At 35.4% G+C, this 22,063-nt stretch carries 19 protein-coding genes and 4 tRNA genes; 20 read left to right on the top strand and 3 right to left on the bottom strand.

Features of this window, described 5'->3' with window-relative positions; all coding sequences use genetic code 11:
* Positions 1–60: 60 nt before the first annotated feature.
* From BTOYO_RS13430 to BTOYO_RS13350, 17 genes are all read left to right on the top strand, one after another.
* Positions 61–2,034, top strand: coding sequence for a DHH family phosphoesterase (locus BTOYO_RS13430; protein WP_001113905.1), 1,974 nt, complete (start codon positions 61–63; stop codon positions 2,032–2,034).
* A complete protein-coding gene (rplI, locus tag BTOYO_RS13425) occupies positions 2,031–2,477 on the top strand; it encodes a 50S ribosomal protein L9 (RefSeq protein WP_000864222.1) in 447 nt (148 codons plus the stop codon). The genes BTOYO_RS13430 and rplI overlap by 4 nt, the downstream gene beginning before the upstream one ends.
* A 27-nt stretch (positions 2,478–2,504) precedes the next feature.
* Entirely contained in the window at positions 2,505–3,854 is a 1,350-nt protein-coding gene (dnaB, locus tag BTOYO_RS13420; RefSeq protein ID WP_001286243.1) for a replicative DNA helicase, read from the top strand.
* Positions 3,855–4,070: 216 nt separating this feature from the next.
* The gene (locus BTOYO_RS13415; protein WP_000100232.1) at positions 4,071–5,360 is read left to right on the top strand and encodes an adenylosuccinate synthase; all 1,290 of its coding nucleotides are present in this window, start codon (positions 4,071–4,073) and stop codon (positions 5,358–5,360) included.
* Between the two features lie 138 nt (positions 5,361–5,498).
* Positions 5,499–5,574 (top strand) — tRNA-Lys (locus BTOYO_RS13410).
* Positions 5,575–5,587: 13 nt separating this feature from the next.
* Positions 5,588–5,659, top strand: a tRNA-Glu gene (locus BTOYO_RS13405).
* 21 nt (positions 5,660–5,680) lie between these two features.
* Positions 5,681–5,756: transfer RNA gene (locus BTOYO_RS13400), tRNA-Asp, on the top strand.
* A gap of 41 nt (positions 5,757–5,797) precedes the next feature.
* Positions 5,798–5,870: transfer RNA gene (locus BTOYO_RS13395), tRNA-Phe, on the top strand.
* A 283-nt stretch (positions 5,871–6,153) separates the two neighbouring features.
* Positions 6,154–6,861 (top strand): cell wall metabolism DNA-binding response regulator WalR, encoded by a 708-nt coding sequence (gene walR, locus BTOYO_RS13390; RefSeq protein WP_000971864.1) that lies wholly within the window; start codon positions 6,154–6,156, stop codon positions 6,859–6,861.
* 3 nt (positions 6,862–6,864) lie between these two features.
* Positions 6,865–8,706 (top strand): cell wall metabolism sensor histidine kinase WalK, encoded by a 1,842-nt coding sequence (gene walK, locus BTOYO_RS13385; RefSeq protein ID WP_000755358.1) that lies wholly within the window; start codon positions 6,865–6,867, stop codon positions 8,704–8,706.
* Entirely contained in the window at positions 8,703–10,049 is a 1,347-nt protein-coding gene (locus BTOYO_RS13380) for a YycH family regulatory protein (protein ID WP_000061573.1), read from the top strand. Before walK ends, BTOYO_RS13380 begins: the two co-directional genes overlap by 4 nt.
* Entirely contained in the window at positions 10,030–10,866 is an 837-nt protein-coding gene (locus tag BTOYO_RS13375) for a two-component system regulatory protein YycI (RefSeq protein ID WP_000383715.1), read from the top strand. The genes BTOYO_RS13380 and BTOYO_RS13375 overlap by 20 nt, the downstream gene beginning before the upstream one ends.
* Positions 10,850–11,644, top strand: coding sequence for an MBL fold metallo-hydrolase (locus BTOYO_RS13370; RefSeq protein WP_000061688.1), 795 nt, complete (start codon positions 10,850–10,852; stop codon positions 11,642–11,644). The genes BTOYO_RS13375 and BTOYO_RS13370 overlap by 17 nt, the downstream gene beginning before the upstream one ends.
* A gap of 63 nt (positions 11,645–11,707) precedes the next feature.
* Positions 11,708–12,883, top strand: a complete 1,176-nt coding sequence (locus tag BTOYO_RS13365; protein ID WP_000008025.1) for a S1C family serine protease — start codon at positions 11,708–11,710, stop codon at positions 12,881–12,883.
* Between the two features lie 53 nt (positions 12,884–12,936).
* Positions 12,937–13,122: a CxxH/CxxC protein gene (locus BTOYO_RS13360; RefSeq protein WP_001052826.1), complete on the top strand. Its 186-nt coding sequence runs from the start codon at positions 12,937–12,939 to the stop codon at positions 13,120–13,122.
* A gap of 59 nt (positions 13,123–13,181) precedes the next feature.
* The gene (gene rlmH, locus BTOYO_RS13355; RefSeq protein ID WP_001027003.1) at positions 13,182–13,661 is read left to right on the top strand and encodes a 23S rRNA (pseudouridine(1915)-N(3))-methyltransferase RlmH; all 480 of its coding nucleotides are present in this window, start codon (positions 13,182–13,184) and stop codon (positions 13,659–13,661) included.
* A 181-nt stretch (positions 13,662–13,842) separates the two neighbouring features.
* A complete protein-coding gene (locus BTOYO_RS13350; protein ID WP_000713626.1) occupies positions 13,843–14,721 on the top strand; it encodes a radical SAM/SPASM domain-containing protein in 879 nt (292 codons plus the stop codon).
* Between the two features lie 41 nt (positions 14,722–14,762).
* Here BTOYO_RS13350 and pepF read toward each other — a convergent pair whose 3' ends face one another.
* Together pepF and guaC are read right to left on the bottom strand one after the other, a co-directional pair.
* On the bottom strand, positions 14,763–16,580 hold the full coding sequence (gene pepF, locus BTOYO_RS13345) for an oligoendopeptidase F (RefSeq protein WP_000800001.1): 1,818 nt from the start codon (positions 16,578–16,580) through the stop codon (positions 14,763–14,765).
* A gap of 137 nt (positions 16,581–16,717) precedes the next feature.
* On the bottom strand, positions 16,718–17,701 hold the full coding sequence (guaC, locus tag BTOYO_RS13340) for a GMP reductase (protein ID WP_000432439.1): 984 nt from the start codon (positions 17,699–17,701) through the stop codon (positions 16,718–16,720).
* 240 nt (positions 17,702–17,941) lie between these two features.
* Between guaC and BTOYO_RS13335 the strand changes: the two genes are divergently transcribed.
* The gene (locus BTOYO_RS13335; protein WP_000827026.1) at positions 17,942–18,973 is read left to right on the top strand and encodes an acyltransferase; all 1,032 of its coding nucleotides are present in this window, start codon (positions 17,942–17,944) and stop codon (positions 18,971–18,973) included.
* 188 nt (positions 18,974–19,161) lie between these two features.
* Positions 19,162–20,607: an ATP-dependent RNA helicase DbpA gene (gene dbpA / locus BTOYO_RS13330; RefSeq protein WP_000037213.1), complete on the top strand. Its 1,446-nt coding sequence runs from the start codon at positions 19,162–19,164 to the stop codon at positions 20,605–20,607.
* A gap of 42 nt (positions 20,608–20,649) precedes the next feature.
* Here the strand turns inward: dbpA and BTOYO_RS13325 are convergent, their stop codons facing one another.
* The gene (locus BTOYO_RS13325; protein WP_000427895.1) at positions 20,650–21,210 is read right to left on the bottom strand and encodes a DUF1836 domain-containing protein; all 561 of its coding nucleotides are present in this window, start codon (positions 21,208–21,210) and stop codon (positions 20,650–20,652) included.
* Between the two features lie 164 nt (positions 21,211–21,374).
* Here BTOYO_RS13325 and trhA point away from each other — a divergent pair, with 164 nt between their 5' ends.
* Positions 21,375–22,022 (top strand): PAQR family membrane homeostasis protein TrhA, encoded by a 648-nt coding sequence (gene trhA, locus BTOYO_RS13320; RefSeq protein ID WP_000995370.1) that lies wholly within the window; start codon positions 21,375–21,377, stop codon positions 22,020–22,022.
* The last annotated feature ends 41 nt before the right edge of the window (positions 22,023–22,063 follow it).

Below are 22,063 nucleotides of genomic sequence, written 5' to 3'. Positions count from 1 at the left end.
ATTTTAATCTGTAAAACTAACTGGAAGGTGAGTTAGTTTTACTTTATAGGAGTTGTATACATGCCTGAATTTTATAAGAAACAGTGGTTTTTATATCCTGTTTATGTATTGGCATTTTTTGTATTTGTGCTAATTTCACTCCTCTGTTACTTTCATTTAATTATGGGAATATCAGCCTTTTTTATCTTTTGTATTGTACTTTTTGTCGTTATACGATTCGAACTTACTTTCCAAAGAAATTTTGAAAAACATACGACAGATATGATTACAAGGGTAAAGAAAGTGAGTAATGAAGCATTTAACCAAATGCCAATTGGTATTTTGTTATACAATAAGGATTATGGGATTGATTGGGCAAATCCTTATTTATCATCATGTTTGGGACAGCATGCATTAGCCGGTTGGCACCTTTACGATGTATCAGAAACATTACTCCTTTTTATTAAGGGGGAAACTTCTGACGATATAGTTTCTTTAAATAATCGAAAGTTCCGTGTTTTTGTAAGGAAAGAAGAAAAGCTAATTTATTTCTTTGATGTAACGGAACAAACAGAAATTGAAAAGATGTATGAAGATCAACGCACTGTTTTAGCTGTTATTTATTTAGATAACTATGATGAAGTTACACAAGGATTAGATGATCAATTACGTACGAATATAACAAGTCTTGTGACGTCACGTCTAAATGAATGGGCCGTTAAGTATGGCGCTTATTTAAAACGTGCATCTTCAGAGAGGTTCTTCGTTGTACTAAATGAAAGTATTTTAGCACAAATGGAGAAAGGCAAGTTTAACATTTTAGATCAAGTGCGTGAAGAAACATCTAAAAGGAATATACCACTTACGTTAAGTGTGGGTGTCGGATCAGGTGATATGCCTTTATCAGAGCTTGGAGCAATGGCTCAATCTGGTTTAGACCTTGCGCTTGGACGTGGTGGGGATCAAGTAGCTATTAAACAAGCGACAGGTAAAGTTAAATTTTACGGCGGTAAAACAAATCCAGTTGAAAAGCGTACTCGTGTACGTGCTAGAGTTATTTCGCATGCATTGAAGGATTTAGTATTAGAAAGTAGTAATGTCATTATAATGGGACATAGGGCCCCTGATATGGATGCAATTGGTGCTGCGATTGGTATTTTAAAGGTAGCTCAATTAAATGAGCGCAAAGGATATATTGTGTTAGATGAAAATGATTCCGATAAGGGAATTAAACGTCTGATGGATAAAGTGAAACAAAATGAAGAACTATGGTCTCATTTTATTACCCCAGATCAAGCGATGGAATTTGCAAATGATGAGTCCTTACTTGTTGTTGTGGATACACATAAGCCTTCTATGGTGATGGAGGAAAAACTGGTTCGTAAAATTGAAAATGTAGTGGTGATTGACCATCATCGTCGTGGAGAAGATTTTATTGAAGATCCATTACTTGTTTACATGGAACCATATGCTTCTTCGACGGCAGAACTTGTTACAGAATTACTTGAGTATCAACCGAAAAATTTAAAGATGACAATGTTAGAAGCGACGGCATTGTTAGCTGGTATTATTGTTGATACGAAAAGTTTTACGTTCCGGACGGGTGCTCGTACGTTTGATGCAGCTTCTTATTTACGCTCGCATGGTGCAGATACTGTACTTGTACAAGAATTGTTAAAAGAAGATATGAATCAGTATTTACGAGTTGCAAAAGCTATTAAAAATGCGTACATTTATAAAAATGGAATTGCTATTGCAAAAGTTGATAGTGATGACTATTACGATCAAGTGCTTATTGCACAATCAGCGGACACGCTATTAACGATGACGGGTATTATTGCATCATTTGTTATAGCGAAACGTGGGGAGAATTTCATTGGAATTAGCGGCAGGTCTTTAGGTGAAGTGAATGTGCAGCTAATTATGGAGAATCTAGGAGGTGGCGGGCATTTGACGAATGCAGCCACACAAATGAAAAATGTTACAGTAGATGAAGCTGAGGAGAAGCTTCGATTTGTTATTGATGACTATTTACAGGGAGGCACACAATCATGAAAGTAATTTTTCTAAAAGACGTAAAAGGTAAAGGTAAAAAAGGAGAAATAAAAAACGTACCAGATGGTTATGCAAATAACTTTTTACTAAAACAAGGATTAGCTGCTGAAGCGACAAACAGCAGTATGAAAACTTTAGAAGCTCAAAAGCGTAAAGAAGAAAAAGATGCAGCAGCAGAGCTTGAGAATGCAAAAGAGCTGAAAGAAACTTTAGAGAAATTAACTGTGGAACTGAAGGCGAAATCTGGGGAAGGTGGCCGTTTATTTGGTTCTATCACAAGCAAACAAATCGTAGACGCAATGCAAAAATCACATAAAATCAAACTTGATAAACGTAAATTTGAAATGGATGATGCAATTCGTGCATTAGGTTATACAAATGTGACTGTAAAATTGCATCCGCAAGTAACAGCAAAAGTAAAAGTTCATGTTAGTGAACAATAAAAATAAATTAAACAAGGAGGATTGCGTATGAGTGATGTAATGGCTGATCGTACCCCTCCGCATAATATAGAAGCTGAGCAGGCAGTCTTAGGTGCCATATTGATTGATCAAGATGCGTTAACGTCAGCATCAGAACTATTGGTACCTGACTCATTTTATCGAACGAAACATCAAAAGATCTTTGAAGTGATGCTTGGCTTGTCTGATAAGGGAGAGCCAATTGACTTAGTAATGATGACGTCAGCGATGGCTGATCAAGGATTACTAGAAGAAGTTGGTGGGGTTTCTTACTTAGCAGAGTTAGCAGAGATTGTTCCAACTGCTGCTAACGTAGAGTATTATGCACGAATCATCGCTGAAAAGGCGCTTTTACGTCGTTTAATTCGAACGGCGACTCATATCGTGTCTGATGGATATGAGAGAGAAGATGATGTGGACGGCCTTTTAAATGAGGCTGAGAAAAAAATATTAGAAGTATCTCATCAAACGAACGCTAAAGCATTCCAGAATATTAAAGACGTTCTTGTGGATGCTTACGATAAAATCGAACTTTTGCATAATCAAAAAGGTGAAGTTACAGGAATACCAACTGGATTTACTGAATTAGATAAGATGACCGCAGGTTTCCAACGAAATGATTTAATCATAGTAGCGGCGCGTCCGTCAGTAGGGAAAACTGCATTTTCATTAAATATCGCACAAAACGTAGCGACGAAAACGGATGAAAATGTAGCGATCTTTAGTTTGGAGATGGGCTCTGATCAGCTTGTTATGCGTATGCTTTGTGCAGAAGGTAATATTGATGCGCAAAGACTTCGTACTGGGTCATTAACTTCTGATGATTGGGCGAAGTTAACAATGGCGATGGGAAGCCTTTCAAATGCCGGTATATATATTGATGATACACCAGGGATTAAGGTAAATGAGATTCGAGCAAAATGCCGTAGATTAAAGCAGGAACAAGGTCTTGGGATGGTTTTAATTGACTATTTACAGCTTATTCAGGGAAGTGGGAAGTCGGGCGAGAACCGTCAGCAGGAAGTATCTGAGATTTCGCGTACATTAAAAGGGATTGCGCGTGAATTACAAGTGCCTGTTATTGCCCTTTCACAGTTATCCCGTGGTGTTGAATCTCGTCAAGATAAACGCCCTATGATGTCTGATATTCGTGAATCGGGGAGTATTGAGCAGGATGCTGATATTGTAGCATTCTTGTATCGTGAAGATTACTATGACCGTGAAACGGAAAATAAAAATACGATTGAAATTATCATCGCAAAACAACGTAATGGTCCGGTAGGTTCAGTAGAGCTTGCGTTTGTTAAAGAATTTAATAAGTTCGTTAACTTAGAACGACGCTTTGAGGATGGGGCATAAAGGCAGTATAAAAAAGAAACACATTTCTTATAATAAGATGTGTTTCTTTTTTTATAGAGTAAAGATAAGGCTTTCATAAGGTGAAAATATAATTCTTACGAACGAAAATGATTTTTAATAAAAAAATGTTCGCTTTTTTGGTTGACTTCTTTTTCGGTTTTGGTACAATTATATTGTTTGAATAGATCGTTTGAAAATTGCGGAGGTGCTTTAATAATGTCTTCAGTAGTAGTTGTAGGAACACAATGGGGCGACGAAGGAAAAGGTAAAATCACTGATTTTCTTTCTGAGCATGCGGAAGTAGTTGCAAGATATCAAGGTGGAAATAACGCGGGACATACAATTGTTTTCGGCGGAGTTAAATATAAGTTACACTTAATTCCATCTGGTATTTTCTATAAAGAGAAAATTTGTGTAATCGGAAATGGCTTAGTAGTAGATCCAAAAGCATTACTTGAAGAGTTAAAATACTTACACGACCGTGGTGTAAGTACTGATAATTTACGTGTAAGTAACCGTGCACACGTTATTTTACCTTATCATTTAAAACAAGATGAGTTAGAAGAGGCTAGTAAAGGTGATAACAAAATCGGTACAACGAAAAAAGGTATCGGTCCTGCATATATGGATAAAGCTGCTCGTATTGGTATCCGTATGGCTGATCTTTTAGACCGTGAAGCATTTAAAGAGAAGCTTGAGCGCAATTTAGTAGAGAAAAATCGTTTATTTGAAAAAATGTACGATACAGAAGGTTTCAGCGTAGAAGAAATCTTTGAAGAGTACTTCGAATATGGACAACAAATCGCACAATATGTATGCGACACATCTGTTGTATTAAATGATGCACTAGATAACAATCACCGTGTATTATTTGAAGGTGCACAAGGTGTTATGCTTGATATTGACCACGGTACGTACCCATTTGTTACATCTTCTAACCCGATTGCTGGTGGTGTAACAGTTGGAACTGGAGTTGGTCCGGCGAAAGTTACTCGCGTTGTAGGTGTATGTAAAGCATATACAAGCCGTGTTGGTGATGGTCCATTCCCTACTGAACTTAATGATGAAATTGGTCATCAAATTCGTGAAGTTGGTCGTGAATACGGAACAACAACTGGTCGCCCACGCCGTGTAGGTTGGTTCGATAGCGTTGTTGTAAGACATGCGCGTCGTGTTAGTGGTTTAACGGATTTATCATTAAACTCTATTGATGTATTAACAGGTATTCCAACTCTTAAAATCTGTGTTGCTTACAAATATAACGGAGAAGTTATAGATGAAGTTCCAGCAAACTTAAACATTTTAGCGAAATGTGAGCCTGTATATGAAGAGCTTCCAGGTTGGGAAGAAGATATTACTGGTGTTAAATCATTAGATGAGCTTCCTGAAAATGCAAGAAAATACGTAGAGCGTGTTTCTGAATTAACAGGAATCCAATTATCTATGTTCTCAGTTGGACCAGATCGTAACCAAACGAATATCGTTCGTAACGTATACGAAGTTTAATTGATATTTTTAAGAAAAACTCATGTCCGCATGAGTTTTTTCTTATCTTTTATAAAAAAACAAAAAAGTATTGCAAAAGTGAAAGATGATATGTTATGATACATCTTGTCGTCACGAAAATATGACGTTGGTGAGTATGAGCCATTAGCTCAGTTGGTAGAGCATCTGACTTTTAATCAGAGGGTCGAAGGTTCGAATCCTTCATGGCTCACCATTTTATTTTTCGTGGCCCGTTGGTCAAGTGGTTAAGACACCGCCCTTTCACGGCGGTAACACGGGTTCGAATCCCGTACGGGTCATGTTTTTTTATGTTTATTTTTGGTCCCGTGGTGTAGTGGTTAACATGCCTGCCTGTCACGCAGGAGATCGCCGGTTCGACCCCGGTCGGGACCGCCACTTTTGTTTATACCACCATTAGTGGTTTTATATATAGTTTTGGCTCGGTAGCTCAGTCGGTAGAGCAGAGGACTGAAAATCCTCGTGTCGGCGGTTCGATTCCGTCCCGAGCCACTCTCAGGATATTAAGTGGGCCCACTTAATATCCTTTTTATTTTGTGTAGTTTTACAAATGTGGGTAGTTATTTTACAATAGGATGAGGAGCCTCTAGCAGTTGAAGCTAGAGGTTTTTCTGTAGATCGTATAGGATTCCGTGTAAAGGTGGATCATACATGAGTCTATGAGAATAGAGGAGAGAACACTTAAATAAAGGTTGCTGTCATATAGGGATATACTATAGAAACATCAATATATTTAAGAATCATTGACCATATTTTTATGAGGAGGAAATAGACGATGATGGGAAAGAAAATTTTAGTAGTTGATGATGAAAAGCCGATTGCAGACATTTTGAAGTTCAACCTAGAAAAAGAGGGTTTTGAAATTGTAATGGCACATGATGGTGATGAAGCAATTGAGAAAGCTAATGAAGAACAGCCAGATATGGTTTTATTAGATATTATGCTACCAGGAAAAGATGGTTTAGAGGTTTGTCGTGAAATACGTAAAAACTCAGAAATGCCGATTATTATGCTTACAGCGAAGGACTCTGAAATTGATAAGGTATTAGGGCTTGAGCTTGGAGCAGATGATTATGTAACGAAGCCATTTAGTACGAGGGAATTACTTGCTCGTGTGAAGGCGAATTTACGCCGCCATCAACAAGGTGGTGCAGCAGAAAAAGAAGAAAATACTGAAATGGTTATTGGACCAATTATTATTAATCCAAATGCTTATAGTGTAACAAAGCGTGAGGAAAATATTGAGCTTACACATCGTGAATTTGAATTGCTACATTATTTAGCAAAACATTTAGGACAAGTTATGACACGTGAACATTTATTGCAAACAGTTTGGGGTTATGATTATTTTGGAGATGTGCGTACAGTGGATGTAACAGTACGTCGTTTACGTGAAAAAATTGAAGATAATCCAAGTCATCCTACTTTAATTGTAACTAGACGTGGGGTAGGGTATTACTTGCGTGACCCAGAGCAGGAATAATATATGAAAAAGGTTGGTTTTTTTCAATCCATTCATTTAAAGTTTGTGCTCATATATATGCTATTAATATTAATAGCGATGCAAGTAATCGGTGTATATTTCGTAAGAGAATTAGAAAAAAGTCTTGTACAAGGCTTTAAGGATTCCCTGACACAACAAACGAATTTACTATCGTATAATTTAAAGCAAGAATTTACAAAAAGTCGTGAAAAAACAGATCCAGAATCATTAGATGACGCTATAAAAAATTCGATTCAAAAGTTTGCATCGGATCGTAAGAAAGATATTCAAGAAGTAAGTGTATTTGATTCTAATAGAAAATTAATGGCGATTTCAGACACGGCTAAGCAAAATAAGATAGGCAGAACATCGACAGATATAGCTGTTCAACGGGTAATTGTACAAAATAAACTAGAATCAAAAATTGAGAAAGATGGAGGAACTGGCCATCGAGTTCAAGTGATGATTACTCCTATTCAAAGCGATAAAGCTGGGGAGGTACTTGGTGTCATTCGTATTGTTGCATCTATGGAAGATGTATACAAACAAATGAAGGATATAAATCAAATTTTTGCTACCGGAACAGTGATTGCTTTGTTAGTAACGGCTGTACTTGGGATTTTACTAGCTCAAACAATTACAAGACCAATTTCAGATATGCGAAGGCAAGCAATTGAAATGGCAAAAGGAAATTATTCGAGAAAAGTAAAGGTCCATAGTCATGATGAAATTGGCCAATTAGCATTATCTTTCAATAATTTATCAAAAAAGCTACAACAAGCTCGTTCTTCAACAGAAAGCGAAAGACGTAAATTATCATCTGTTTTATCACATATGACAGATGGAGTAATTGCTACTGACCGAAAAGGGGATATTATTTTATTAAATGACCCTGCGGAAAAGATGCTAAATGTTTCGCGTGAAACGGCGCTGGATCAATCGGTTTTAGAAGTATTGGGGATACAGGAAGAATTTACGCTCGATCATTTATACGAAGAGCCTGATTCTGTTTTATTAGATTTTAGTACGAGAAATGAACCATACATTTTACGTGCTAGTTTCTCTGTTATTCAAAAAGAGACGGGGAAGGCAAATGGTTTAATTGCTGTATTATACGATGTAACGGAGCAGGAGCGTATAGAAGGGGAACGCCGCGAGTTTGTGGCGAACGTCTCTCATGAATTAAGAACACCATTAACAACGATGCGTAGTTACTTAGAAGCGCTGACAGATGGTGCATGGCAAGATCCAAATATTGCACCGCAATTTTTAACAGTTACACAAGAGGAAACAGAAAGAATGATAAGGCTTGTAAATGCGCTGTTGCAACTATCTAAGCTTGATAGTACAGAACATCGTTTGATGAAAGAGTGGGTCGACTTTACTGACTTCTTTAATAATGTTATTGATCGCTTTGAAATGTCTAAAGAGCAAAATGTAAGTTTCAAACGATCTTTCTCTAAAAAATCTAGATTTATTGATATGGATACGGACAAAATTACACAAGTGTTGTATAACATTATTTCTAACGCATTAAAGTATTCGCCAGAAGGTGGAACAGTAACATATCGCTTACGTGATCGAGGGGAGTTATTAGAGATTAGTGTAAGTGACCAAGGTATGGGTATTCCGAAAGAAAACGTAGATAAAATCTTCGAACGTTTTTATCGTGTGGATAAAGCCCGTTCAAGACAAATGGGTGGTACAGGTCTTGGATTAGCTATTGCAAAAGAAATGATTGAGGCACATGGTGGTTCTATTTGGGCGAAGAGTGAGGAAGGAAAAGGAACGACGATTTATTTCACACTGCCACTGGCACCAGATGAAGAGGACGATTGGGAATGAGTATGGAAAACTTTAAAACGATAGTTCTAATTAATTTAGTTGTTATTAGTCTATTTTTAACTTTTAATTTATGGACATATGTTCCCGATTCCACTTCTGTGCAAAATACAAAATTTGTTCAAGGTAATGAAGAGATAAATCCGATAAAGATTTCAGGAGTTGTTCGCCCATCCTCTGTTATTGTTCATAAAGAAAAAAATCATTACGTAAGTGAGAATACGAACAACGTGAACTCACTTTATAAAATTCTTGAAAATGGAGAATTACATGATTTTAGGGAAATAACAGGCACAGTTCCTAAAGGGGATTTTCTTTCTTATGTACACGGAGAAGAAAAGATTGAATTTGTTTTTCCTACAAATGTGCCACTTGAGACGATTAAAGACATGTTCAATATTAAAGATAAAAATTTAGAATCTAATAGAAGTTTTAATCGCATTATAATCGATCCTTCTCGAAGCAAGGACCAAGAAATTAAAGTTAATTTTATTTCTTATGATAATCCTCGTAGAATATATCAAGCGATGTTGAGTGGTGCTTATGTAAAGGATGTTATAAACGACCAAAATCGATTTATTACATTAGCAAAACCATATTTTGAATATCAAGTAAATGATACGAAAAAACTGTTTTTACCAGATGGAATTACGGAATTAAATCAGATAGAGTATTTTGTGTCTGGGTTAGATGTGGATTCATTTAAAAATGTTTTATTTAGTGATCCGCGTTATTTAAGTCCTATTACCGAGAAATCAAAGGAAACATTTACAGATGGTATTCGATCTATGGAAATTGATAAGTTGAATTTAATGTTGAAATATAAAAATTCCGCAGTATATAGTGATAAAGTTACAGATAATGCGATGCTTTTGAAGAAAAGCTTCGACTTTGTAAGTGGGCACAGTGGTAACTTAAATTCTTATCGTCTTGATTATATTAATAAGGGGAAAACCTCATTCCGTTTATACGAGGGCGGTTTACCTGTATTTAATGCAGATGGAATGGCTGAATTAAAACAAGCATGGGGTTCAGGCGAAATCATGCAGTATGAGAGATCTCTTTTTGATTTCAATATTCCTTTACCTAGTACACCCACTTCTCTTGCATCAGGTCGTACAGTGATGACATCATTAGAGAATAATCCGGAAATTGACAAAAATTCAATTCAGGATGTTGGTATTGGTTATAAAATGTCATTGAAATCTTCCGTGAACGGAGGTCCTGTGAACGGAGGAGAGATCAGTATTTTACAGCCGATATGGTATGTAAAATGTGATGAAGAGGGTAAACAAAAAATATATGAGTGGAGTGAGGGAGGACTAAATGGATTGGGATCGAATTAAAACGATATTTATTGTGACCTTTTTTGTTTTAGACCTCTTTCTTATCTTTCAGTTCATTCAAAAGCAAGATAGTAATCAGTTGGAAATTGTGACAGAAACAAAAATTGATCAACAATTAAAAGAATCTAAAATTACTATGGGGAGTTTTCCTAAAGAGCCGAAAAAAGAGTCATTTATTATGGCGAAAAATAAAAACTTTAAAGAAGAAGATGTGCAATCTTTAAAAAATCAAACAGCGCATCTGCAAAATGAATATACGATAGAAGGTAAGTTGAAAGAGCCATTTTTAAATGCAAAATCATTATCTAAGGATAAATATAATGATTTCTTAAAAAACAGTGTCCTTGATGGGCAGAAATACGAATTTGGAGCAATGAAAGACTCTAAAATTTATTTCTTCCAAAAGTATAAGGATAAGCCGATTTTCCACAATAATCATGCAATGATTGTTGTGGATTTAAATGAAAAAAACGAGCTTGTTTCGTATACACAAACAATGTTAACGGATTTGAAGGAAATGGGCGAAAGTGAAAAAACGAAAGAACAAGAAATTATCACTGCTCAAACAGCTTTGGAAAATATATATTTAAAAAATAAAATTGCAGAAAATACGCACGTGAAAGAGGCGCAGATTGGATATGCGGCTCTAGCTGAATCATCTTCTAATATACAAGTGCTAGCTCCAACTTGGAACTTAAAGACAGAGCAGAAAAAGGACTTTTTTGTGAATGCAATTGAAGGACAAGTTATGGAATTAGGGGAAACTCAAGTGCCGGAAGAACATAATGGAGTGAGAAAGAATGAGTATGCATTTTAGTGTGCTTGCAAGTGGAAGTACAGGGAATATGCTATATGTAGGAACGGATGAAAAAAAATTACTCGTCGATGCAGGTTTAAGCGGTAAAGCAACAGAGGCTTTATTTAAACAAGCAGAACTGAATATAAATGATGTATCAGGTATTCTTGTCACACATGAGCATAGTGACCATATTAAAGGATTAGGTGTATTGGCGCGTAAATATGATTTACCAGTTTATGCGAACGAGAAAACATGGAATGCAATGGAACATTTAATAGGAAATATTCCAACTGAGCAAAAGTTCATTTTCTCAGTTGGCGATGTGAAAACATTCGGTGATATTGAGGTCGAGTCATTTGGAGTTTCCCATGATGCGGCAGAGCCGATGTTTTATGCTTTTCATAACAATAATAGAAAATTAGCCCTTATTACAGATACAGGATACGTGAGTGACCGTATGAAAGGTGTTATTAAGGGAGCTAATGCTTTCGTATTTGAAAGTAATCATGATGTGGAAATGCTTCGTATGGGACGTTATCCGTGGAGCATTAAAAGACGTATTTTAAGCGACGTTGGTCACGTTTGTAATGAGGATGCTGCGTTAGCGATGGCAGATGTAATTACAGATGAAACAAAACATATTTATTTAGCACATTTAAGCTTAGATAACAATATGAAAGAACTAGCGCGTATGTCAGTATCGCAAGTGTTAGAGGAAAAAGGATTTGGAGTGGGAGAATCCTTTGAAATTCATGATACAGATCCAAAAATGCCTACGAAAATTCAATACGTATAATTCTTCATTTTAGTAAACAATAAAGGTGAATATAGTTGTTTTCAGGAAGATAGGTGAACAAATATGTCCTTTATTGATGAAGAAAAGTATCGTATAAAACGTGCAGGTAAAAAGAAGCATAAAGGTATTGTCATTTCTAGCATAGCAGGAACAATTGTAGGGGCTTCATTATTTGCATTTGGGGCGCCTTTATTTTCGAATCATGCTGGCGCGCTTTCGCAAGCTGAAGCAAGTGGAAGTAACATGGCTGAAGCTCAAGGGATTAAACAGGTTAGCTTTGTAGACGCTGTTGATCGCGCTTCTGAAGCTGTTGTTGGTATTATTAATATTCAACGAGACAATTTTTCAGAGGCAGATTCAGAAGCCGGTACAGGATCTGGTGTCATTTATAAAAAGACAGATGGACAAGCTTACATTGTAACAAATAACCATGTCGTTGCTGGAGCAAATCGTATTGAAGTAAGTCTAAGTGACGGTAAGAAGGTCCCAGGGAAAGTATTAGGAACCGATGTAGTCACAGATTTAGCTGTACTAGAAATAGATGCGAAGCATGTGAAAAAAATAATTGAGATTGGCGATTCTAATAAAGTTCGTCGAGGAGAACCGGTCATTGCGATTGGAAATCCACTCGGACTGCAATTTTCGGGGACCGTTACACAAGGCATTATTTCAGCTAACGAGCGTATTGTTCCTGTAGACTTAGACCAAGATGGTCATTACGATTGGCAAGTAGAAGTATTACAAACAGATGCAGCGATTAATCCAGGTAATAGTGGTGGTGCACTTGTAAATGCGGCAGGACAATTAGTTGGTATTAACTCAATGAAAATTGCTGCAAAAGAAGTGGAAGGAATCGGATTAGCTATTCCGGTTACTAGAGCCGTTCCGATTATGAATGAACTTGAGAAGTACGGGAAAGTAAGAAGACCTTATGTTGGAATTGAACTTAGATCATTAAATGAGATTCCGAATTATTATTGGTCCAAAACATTACATTTACCAGGCAATGTAGCAGAGGGAGTTTGCATTTTAGATGTGAAAAGTCCTTCACCAGGCGCGGATGCTGGTTTGCGAGAACATGATGTTATTGTAGCGGTAGATGGAAAACCAGTAAACGATATTATTGGGTTCCGTACGGCCTTATATGATAAAAAAATTAATGATAAAATGACTCTTACGTTTTATCGTGGTACAAAAAGAGCAACAACAACGGTGAAATTAGGCATTCAAAAATATTAAAAACAGGAGGGCCTACCTCCTGTTTTCTATTGTAGAAAAGTGAGGTGAAGAATATGAATTTACCTTGTTGTTTAGAACATGTTGAATTAGCGTTAGATATTATTGTTGATGAATGTGAAGTTGCACCGGTTATTAACAATGTGGATAACTCAGAAAAAGATAAAAAAACATGTGAATTTTGTCAAAATGAGGCGACATATGTTGTATCGAACACAGATTCTCACACAATATGTGGGTAACATTTGTGGATATGTGGATAAGTTATGTGGATAACATGTTTGTAAGGTGGGGAATAAATGTGAATATCTCGATTATTTCAATCGGAAAATTAAAGGAAAAGTATTTAAAACAAGGTATAGCAGAATATTTAAAACGATTATCTGCGTACGCAAAAGTAGAAGTAATTGAATTGCCAGATGAAAAAGCACCAGAAAATTTAAGTGAAGCCGAAATGTTAATTGTAAAAGAAAAAGAAGGTATACGTATACTGGATAAAATTTCTGATGATACGCACGTGATCGCATTAGCGATAGAAGGAAAACAAAAGTCATCAGAAGAATTTGCAGTAAGCCTAGATCGTCTTGCTACATATGGAAAGAGTAAAGTTGCCTTTGTAATTGGTGGATCACTTGGACTAAGTTCAGAAGTAATGAAGCGTTCCAATGAATCTCTTTCTTTTTCGAAAATGACATTACCACACCAATTAATGCGATTAGTATTGCTTGAGCAAGTGTATAGAGCGTTTCGTATTAATCGTGGTGAACCATATCATAAGTAAATTTCCATTTGTATATAAAAAGAGTAAAAAAGACCATTGGATAAAAATCACCGATGGTCTTTTAAACATTAATAGGTGGTATGCAGATTTCCTAAAATAAGTATGTTTCTATTTCTAAAAAAGTATGCTGTAATATGAAGAGGAAAAAATTATAAATAGTCAGAGAAGTGAGGAATTAAAGGTGAAGAAGTTTAAGAAGTTTTACTTAGAGATTACAAGTGTATGTAATCTTGCGTGCAGCTTTTGTCCGCCGACGGAAAGGCAGAAGCAATTCATTTCTGTGGAGGATTTTGCTAAAAGATTAGACCAAATTAAACCTCACACAGACTACATTTATTTGCACGTGAAGGGTGAGCCGTTGCTCCATCCAAAAATAGATCAACTGCTAGATTTAAGCCATGAAAAAGGATTTAAAGTTAATATTACAACGAACGGAACGTTAATTAATAAGAGAAGGCATAGACTGTTAAATAAGCCTGCTCTAAGACAAATGAACTTTTCCCTGCACAGTTTTGATGGACATCCAGGTTCGCAAGATAAAGAGGGCTATGTAAGAAGTATACTTGCCTTCATTAGGGAAGCAACAAGTCAATCAGATTTAATTGTTTCGCTAAGGTTATGGAATTTAACTCAGGATAATAAGACAAATGCTGAAATCCAGAAAAATAGAGAGCTATTATCCATAATTGAAAATGAGTTTGATCTGCCTTATCAAATTGAAGAGAAGCTTACACCAGGAAAAGGTATAAAAATTGCGGAACGTGTCTTTATTAATCAAGATTATGAATTTCAATGGCCGGCATTGCATGAAGAAGAGGATGATGGAAAAGGATTCTGTCATGGTCTTCGAAATCAAGCGGGTATTTTAGCAAATGGAACGGTTATTCCTTGCTGTTTAGACGGTGAAGGGATTATTAATCTTGGGAATATTAATAATGATTCATTTTCTAACATTATAGAAGGTGAAAGAGCAACAAACATTGTCGATGGATTTTCGAAAAGAGTTGCAGTCGAAGAGTTATGTAGGAAATGTGGATACCGTAAAAGATTTGGAAAGTAAATATGAAATAAGCCCTCATAAAGAAGCGAGGGCTTATTTTTTTATTCTTGATAAGAACGCTCTAATTCATCAATTAAGGAGCCAACGTAAGAAACAGCTTTACGGATTGCATCTGGTTTTGACATATCTACTCCGGCATGTTTCATTAATTCAAGTGGTTTCATTGTACCACCAGCGCGAAGTACATCTAACCAGCGATCAACGGCGGGCTGCCCTTCTTCTTTAATCATTTGGGCTACTGCGGTAGATGCAGTTAGACCTGCAGAATACGTGTAAGAATATAAGCCCATGTAATAATGAGGTTGGCGCATCCAAGTTAAGCCGGCACCTTCATCGATTTCTACAGAATCCCCCCAGAATGTAGAAAGGACATTTGTTTTTATTTCGGTTAAACTTTTAGCTGTAAGTGCTTGTCCTTCTTCTGCTAGAGTATATACTCTTCGTTGGTATTCGCCCTCAAGTAAGTGAGTAACAAAGTTATGATAATATGTGCCAAGTAGTTGTAGAATGACCCATCTGCGCATTCTCTTATCGTTAGTTGTTGCAAGTAAATGTTGGGCTAGTAATAATTCATTCATTGTTGATGGTGCTTCAACAAAGTACATAGATGGACGTACATTCATAATGCGCTGGTTTTTATTTGCTAAATAAAAATGCCCAGCATGACCAAATTCATGTGCTAATGTGAAGCATCCGCGCATCGTATTTTGCCATGTAATTAAAATATATGGATGAGAACCATATGGACTTGAACAAAATGCTCCTGTTGATTTGCCTACATTATCTGCAAGATCTACCCATCTTTCTTTGAAGCCTTTTTCGATAATGGAACTATATTCATCTCCTAATACTTTTAAAGAATCTTGAATGAGTTTGCCTGCTTCTTCGTAAGTAATTGCTGGATTAAATTCAGGATCTAAAGGTGCATGTAAGTCGCAGAAAAGCATTTGATCGAGTCCTAATACTTTCTTTTTTAAATCTGCAAAACGGCGCATATGAGGCGCTAATTCTTTATAAATAATATCAAGTTGATTGTTATACATTTCAAGTGGAACTTTTTGCGGCTCTAAAAGCATATGAGTAACGGATTCATATTTGCGTAAACGAGAAAGTGTCACTTGTTTTTTTACTTCAGTAGCATATGTTGTGGCAACTGTATTTTTATATCGCTTCAAAGTGGAAACAAACGATTCATATGCTTTTCTACGTATGTATGCGCTTGGAGAGAATTCATAATTGCTTTCAAATAATGCAAATGACAAAGGGAATTCGTTTCCTTGTTCGTCTTGTATAGGATTGAAATCCATATCGGCCAATTTAGTCATGCCGTAAATTTTGTATGGAGAACTATGAACTTCGCCAAGTGCAGCAAGTGCTTCTTCTGTTTCAGGTGAAAGAGTGTGCTGCCTTTTGCTCAGCACTTCTAGTAATGATTTACGAAAAGGGTTGAGTTTTATCTCCTCAATTAAATATTTTTCAATCGTGCCTTCTTCAAATGAGAGAATTTCATTATGAATAAAGGATAGTGCTGTATGTACTTTCGTTCCTAGAGCAGAAACTTTGGAAGAGTTCGCTTGAATAACTGGATCTGTCCGATCAGCAGATTCTTTTAGGTTTGCATATGAGCTCAGTTTTGTTAATTTCATTAAAAGCTCTTCCTCTATAAGTAAGCAATTTAGTAAAGTAGTGGAGCTAGTATGCAAGCGTCCTTTAAATGCACCAAGTTTCTGTATATCATTTTCTAATACGTTTAATGCAGCGTGCCACTCGGCATCAGATTTATACAAATCAGAAAGATCCCATGTTAGTTCAGTAGGAACTTCTGCGCGAATAAGGCGATTTTCAATTACATTTTTCATTTATTATAGCCCCCTTATTTTAAGTATTTAAAAATATGATACTAGAAAATTCAGTAAAATAAAAATATTTAACGGTTTTATACATAAAAAAGAAGGACAGGCATACACATGCTTGTCCTTCGAGCTCAATATAAGAATTAATATACTTTATCACCGTTGAAAATAGAGTTTTTCACGACAACATAATCTACAGTACGAATAGCATCTAATTTTGTTCCACCAGCGTAAGAGATAGAAGATTGAAGATCTTGTTCCATTTCGATTAAAGTGTCTTCTAAAGAACCTTTATGCTCCACGAACATTTTCTTACCTTCAACGTTTTTCTTCTCACCTTTTTGGAATTCAGAAGCTGAACCGAAGTATTCTTTATAAAGCTTTCCATCTTTTTCGATTGTTTCCCCTGGAGACTCTTCATGACCAGCGAATAGAGAACCGACCATAACCATAGTTGCCCCAAATCGAATAGATTTAGCTACATCACCGTGTGTACGAATACCACCGTCAGCAATAATCGGCTTACTTGCAGCTTTTGCACACCAGCGAAGTGCAGCTAACTGCCAACCACCAGTTCCAAAGCCTGTTTTAATTTTAGTAATACAAACTTTACCGGGTCCAATACCAACTTTTGTTGCGTCAGCGCCAGCGTGTTCTAATTCTCTTACCGCTTCTGGAGTTCCAACGTTTCCAGCGATAACAAAGCTTTCTGGTAAATGTTTTTTAATATGTTGAATCATGTTGATCACAGCATTAGAGTGACCGTGTGCGATATCGATTGTAATGTATTCAGGTGAAAGTTGCTCAGCGGCTAATTGTTGTACGAATTCGTATTCGTCTTCTTTAACACCAACGCTGATTGAAGCAATTAATCCACGTGATTGCATATCTCTAATGAATGAGATTCGTTTCTCTGGTTGGAAACGATGCATGATATAGAAGTAATTATTTTCAGCTAAATAAGTTGCGATTCTTTCATCTATAATCGTTTGCATATTTGCAGGTACGACAGGTAATTTAAATTTATGTTTTCCTAAAGTGACAGTTGTATCACATTCAGATCGACTGTTTACAATGCATTTTGCAGGAATTAATTGAATATCTTCATAGTCAAATACGTTTTCCATCATTTACACCCCTAAAATACGAATATTTTATTTGTTTCGTTTGAAAATGTTCGTCCAAAGGATAATTTACATTATTTTCACTAATAAGTCAAAGGTTTTAATGTTTATATAAAAAAATTAAGTTGATTTAAGTCTACTGTAGGTTTATATCGTCAAAATTTGTTTTAACATAACATGATTTAATGTAAAATTATGTGTGGTATAGGAAAAATCAAATATGTAAATTTAGGAGAGCTGTTAATGAAACGATTAGTGTATATGGACTGGTTGCGTGTGTTAGCGACAATCGCAGTAGTTACAATTCATGTCTCCGCTGGTTATGTTTCCACATTGGATGCAAATAACGTTTCGCGTTGGTTGTCTGGGAATCTTTTTGAGTCACTTTCACGCGCTAGCGTTCCAATCTTTGTGATGATTAGTGGAGCTTTATTATTAAAGGGTACGAAAGATATTTCTATTGGAGAATTTATACAGAAACGTGCAAGTAAGGTAATTATACCTTTTGTAGCTTGGAGTGTTTTATTTTATTTATACGGAGCTTATGCAGGATATTTCCCGCGTTCTATAAAACAGGGGATAAAATATTTTCTAACAGATAGTATTGGTGGACATTTATGGTTCATGTACATGATTGTAGGGATATACTTAATTACACCTTTACTGAAAATTTTTGTGAAGAATGCTCAAAAGAAAGAGATAGAGTATTTTTTAATTTTATGGTTATATGCATCTGTTGTCGTTAATTTGGCAAAATATTATTATCCTATCAACTTTAATATTGAATTATTTTACGTTACAAATTATGTAGGCTATTTCCTTCTTGGTTATTATTTATCCAATTATGATATTGTGAAAAAGTGGAGGAATTTGGCTTACATTGGAGGAATTGTAGGATTTATTATTACATTCTTTGTTACATATTATTATACAGTTCAGGCAAACGGACAATTGGATCAGTTTTGGTATGGATACTTTTCTCCAGGTGTTGTACTTATGGCGATTAGTTTATTTGTATTTTTCAAATATTCTTTCGGAAATTCAGAAAGAAAATTACCATTTGTATTACGCGGTATAAATCAAGCGAGCCTTGGTATTTATATCCTTCACTATTTCTTATTAAATAACTATCTGTACAGAGTATTTCCAAAGGTGAATGAACATGCACATGCAATATTGGCAATACCTATTAATGTAACAATCACAATTGTTCTTAGTATGGTAATTACTTTAGTATTGCAAAGAATACCAGTTGTAAAAAAATTAGTTCCATAAAAGATGAATACAATTTAGAGGGGCAGACTTATAATTAAGGCTGTCCTTTATTATTTAAGAATTATACGTAGATAAATTGAAACTTAAATGAATTGAAAACATTGATTTAATATAGTATCTTGGTATAACTTGACGTTAGATATGGAGAGTATAGTTATTTAAATATAAAATTCAAATGAGGTTAGTATATGAGTAAAAAGGAATTTAGTAATTATGCATTAAGTAAAGAAATAATACGAGCACTTACTGGTTTAGGATATGAACATCCAACAGAAGTGCAAGGAGAGGTTATTCCAGTTGCATTGAAAAAGAAGGATCTTGTTGTAAAATCGCAAACTGGAAGTGGAAAAACAGCTTCATTCGGTATTCCACTTTGTGAAATGGTGGAATGGGAAGAGAATAAGCCACAAGCATTAGTTTTGACGCCGACGAGAGAACTTGCTGTTCAAGTGAAAGAAGATATTACGAATATAGGCCGCTTCAAAAGAATTAAGGCTGCGGCCGTTTATGGTAAGTCTCCATTTGCACGTCAAAAATTAGAGTTAAAACAAAAGACACATATCGTAGTAGGGACTCCTGGCCGTGTGTTAGATCATATTGAAAAAGGTACCCTTTCTTTAGAATGTCTGAAGTATTTAGTCATTGATGAAGCAGATGAAATGCTAAATATGGGCTTTATTGATCAAGTAGAGGCAATTATTGATGAATTACCTACAAAGCGAATGACAATGCTATTTTCGGCAACACTTCCAGAAGATGTTGAAAAGTTATCCCGTACGTATATGGATTCGCCAACGTATATTGAAATTAAGGCTGCCGGGATTACCACAGACAAAATTGAACATACACTTTTTGAGACGAGAGAAGAGGAGAAGCTTTCACTTCTTAAAGATGTAACAACAATTGAGAATCCAGATAGTTGTATTATTTTTTGCCGTACACAAGAAAATGTAGATCACGTATTTAGACAGTTAAACCGTGTTAACTATCCTTGTGACAAAATACATGGTGGTATGGTGCAAGAAGATCGTTTTGAAGTTATGGACGATTTTAGAAAAGGAAAGTTCCGTTATTTAGTAGCGACAGACGTAGCTGCTAGAGGAATTGATATTGATAATATTACACATGTTATTAACTATGATATTCCGTTAGAAAAAGAAAGTTATGTACATCGTACAGGAAGAACGGGACGAGCTGGCAATAAAGGAAAAGCTATTACATTCATAACTCCGTATGAAAATAGATTTTTAGAAGAAATTGAGGCGTACATCGGCTTTGAAATTCCAAAGGCATATGCACCTTCAAAAGAAGAGGTTATGAAAGGGAAGGCAGTATTTGAGGAAAAAATACATGCTAAACCAATTATAAAGAAAGATAAAAGTGCAGACTTAAACAAAGGGATTATGAAGCTGTACTTTAATGGTGGGAAGAAAAAGAAAATTAGAGCGGTAGATTTTGTCGGCACAATTGCTAAAATTAAAGGTGTTACAGCAGAAGATATAGGAATTATTACGATACAGGACAATGTTTCTTACGTTGAAATATTAAATGGAAAAGGACCAATTGTTTTAAAGACCATGAAAAATACAACGATTAAAGGGAAACAATTAAAAGTCCATGAAGCAATTAAGTAAATAAAAAAACTATCCACTGTAACAGGTGGATAGTTTTTTTATTTACGATTCTTTTAAATCGTCCACTAACTTCTCTGCCAATCGTCTGTACATATTACTCATCGTCACGAAGGATGTTAGTAATAAAAACTTTTCTAGCTTTTGATCTTCTAAGGAGGAAATCTCATTTACTTCCCTAATACGGTTATTTACGTCCTGGTTAAAGGTTTCCACATTGGTTTCAGTAAGAGCAAGATAATCTTTATAGAGAGTATTTAATTCGAATGTATCATCGTTTAGTAAAGGTACATTTATATTTTCTAAGGAGCTTTTTATGTCATTAATGGAAAGGGCTCCTTTTAATTGGTAAATCAAGCTAATTAAAATCATATGCTCTTTTGAATACTTTTTATTTTTAATAGGGATGAATAGTTTCCCTTTTGCGTAATTGTTAATCATTGTTTTTGTTAATACTTTTTCATCATCAGTTCTTGTTGTATCCGCATAAGTATTCTCAAATAGTTGAACAACTTGGTCTACATATAAGTCGACATTTGGGATATCCTCAAGTTTAATATTTTTTTCTAAATGTAATGATTCAAGTAATTTATTTATATTTTCCACGTAAAACCCCTCACTTTTATCACTTAGTGGAACTGAATGTTTAGTATATCTTTAAATATGGTATTACGAAACAAGTGAATTGTAAATGTTGACTAGTATAAATAATGCGTATATAATTACATGTAGTTATTAAAACTACATGTAATTATATGAGGGGTGTTTATATGAATGCTTATGTAAGAGAACCGGTTAATGCATTTACTCACTTAGGAGGAGCTGTATTAGCATTTATTGCATTATTAGCCATGCTTGTGAAAGTTTCTGTTAAGATGCCATCTTTTGCTGCAATTACAGCTGTTATTTTATTCGGTATTGGGATGATGGTCCTTTATATGGCATCAGCTGTGTATCATAGTGTTGTAGCCAGTGAACGTGTTATTTATTTCTTTAGGAAGTTAGATCATTCTATGATTTTTATATTAATTGCAGGTACATATGCACCCTTTTGCTTAATTACATTAAGTTCGGCAAATGGTTTACTACTATTTTGTTTGGTTTATGCAACTGCGATTTGTGGTATTGTTTTTAAAATGTTTTGGTTTAATTGCCCAAGATGGTTATCGACAGGAATTTATCTTCTGATGGGTTGGTTAATTGTTCTATTCTTTGCACCGCTAGCTGAGAATTTAAGTACAGGAGGTATCCTTTTCTTAATACTTGGAGGTATTTTTTATACAATTGGTGGGTTTATTTACGGTGCTAAGCCAAAATGGTTGGAGTTTAAATATATGGGACACCATGAAATTTTTCATGTTTTCGTATTATTAGGAAGCCTGGCACACTTTTTAAGTGTATATTGTTACGTAATTTAACAAATCAGAACGTTTGGATAGCTTTTACTAAAATTTTTGGG

The sequence above is a fragment of the Bacillus toyonensis BCT-7112 genome (assembly GCF_000496285.1).
In the GTDB taxonomy this organism is placed as follows: domain Bacteria; phylum Bacillota; class Bacilli; order Bacillales; family Bacillaceae_G; genus Bacillus_A; species Bacillus_A toyonensis.
Note: the sequence above shows the minus strand (reverse complement) of the source record. Positions and strands in the feature narration are given on the sequence as shown.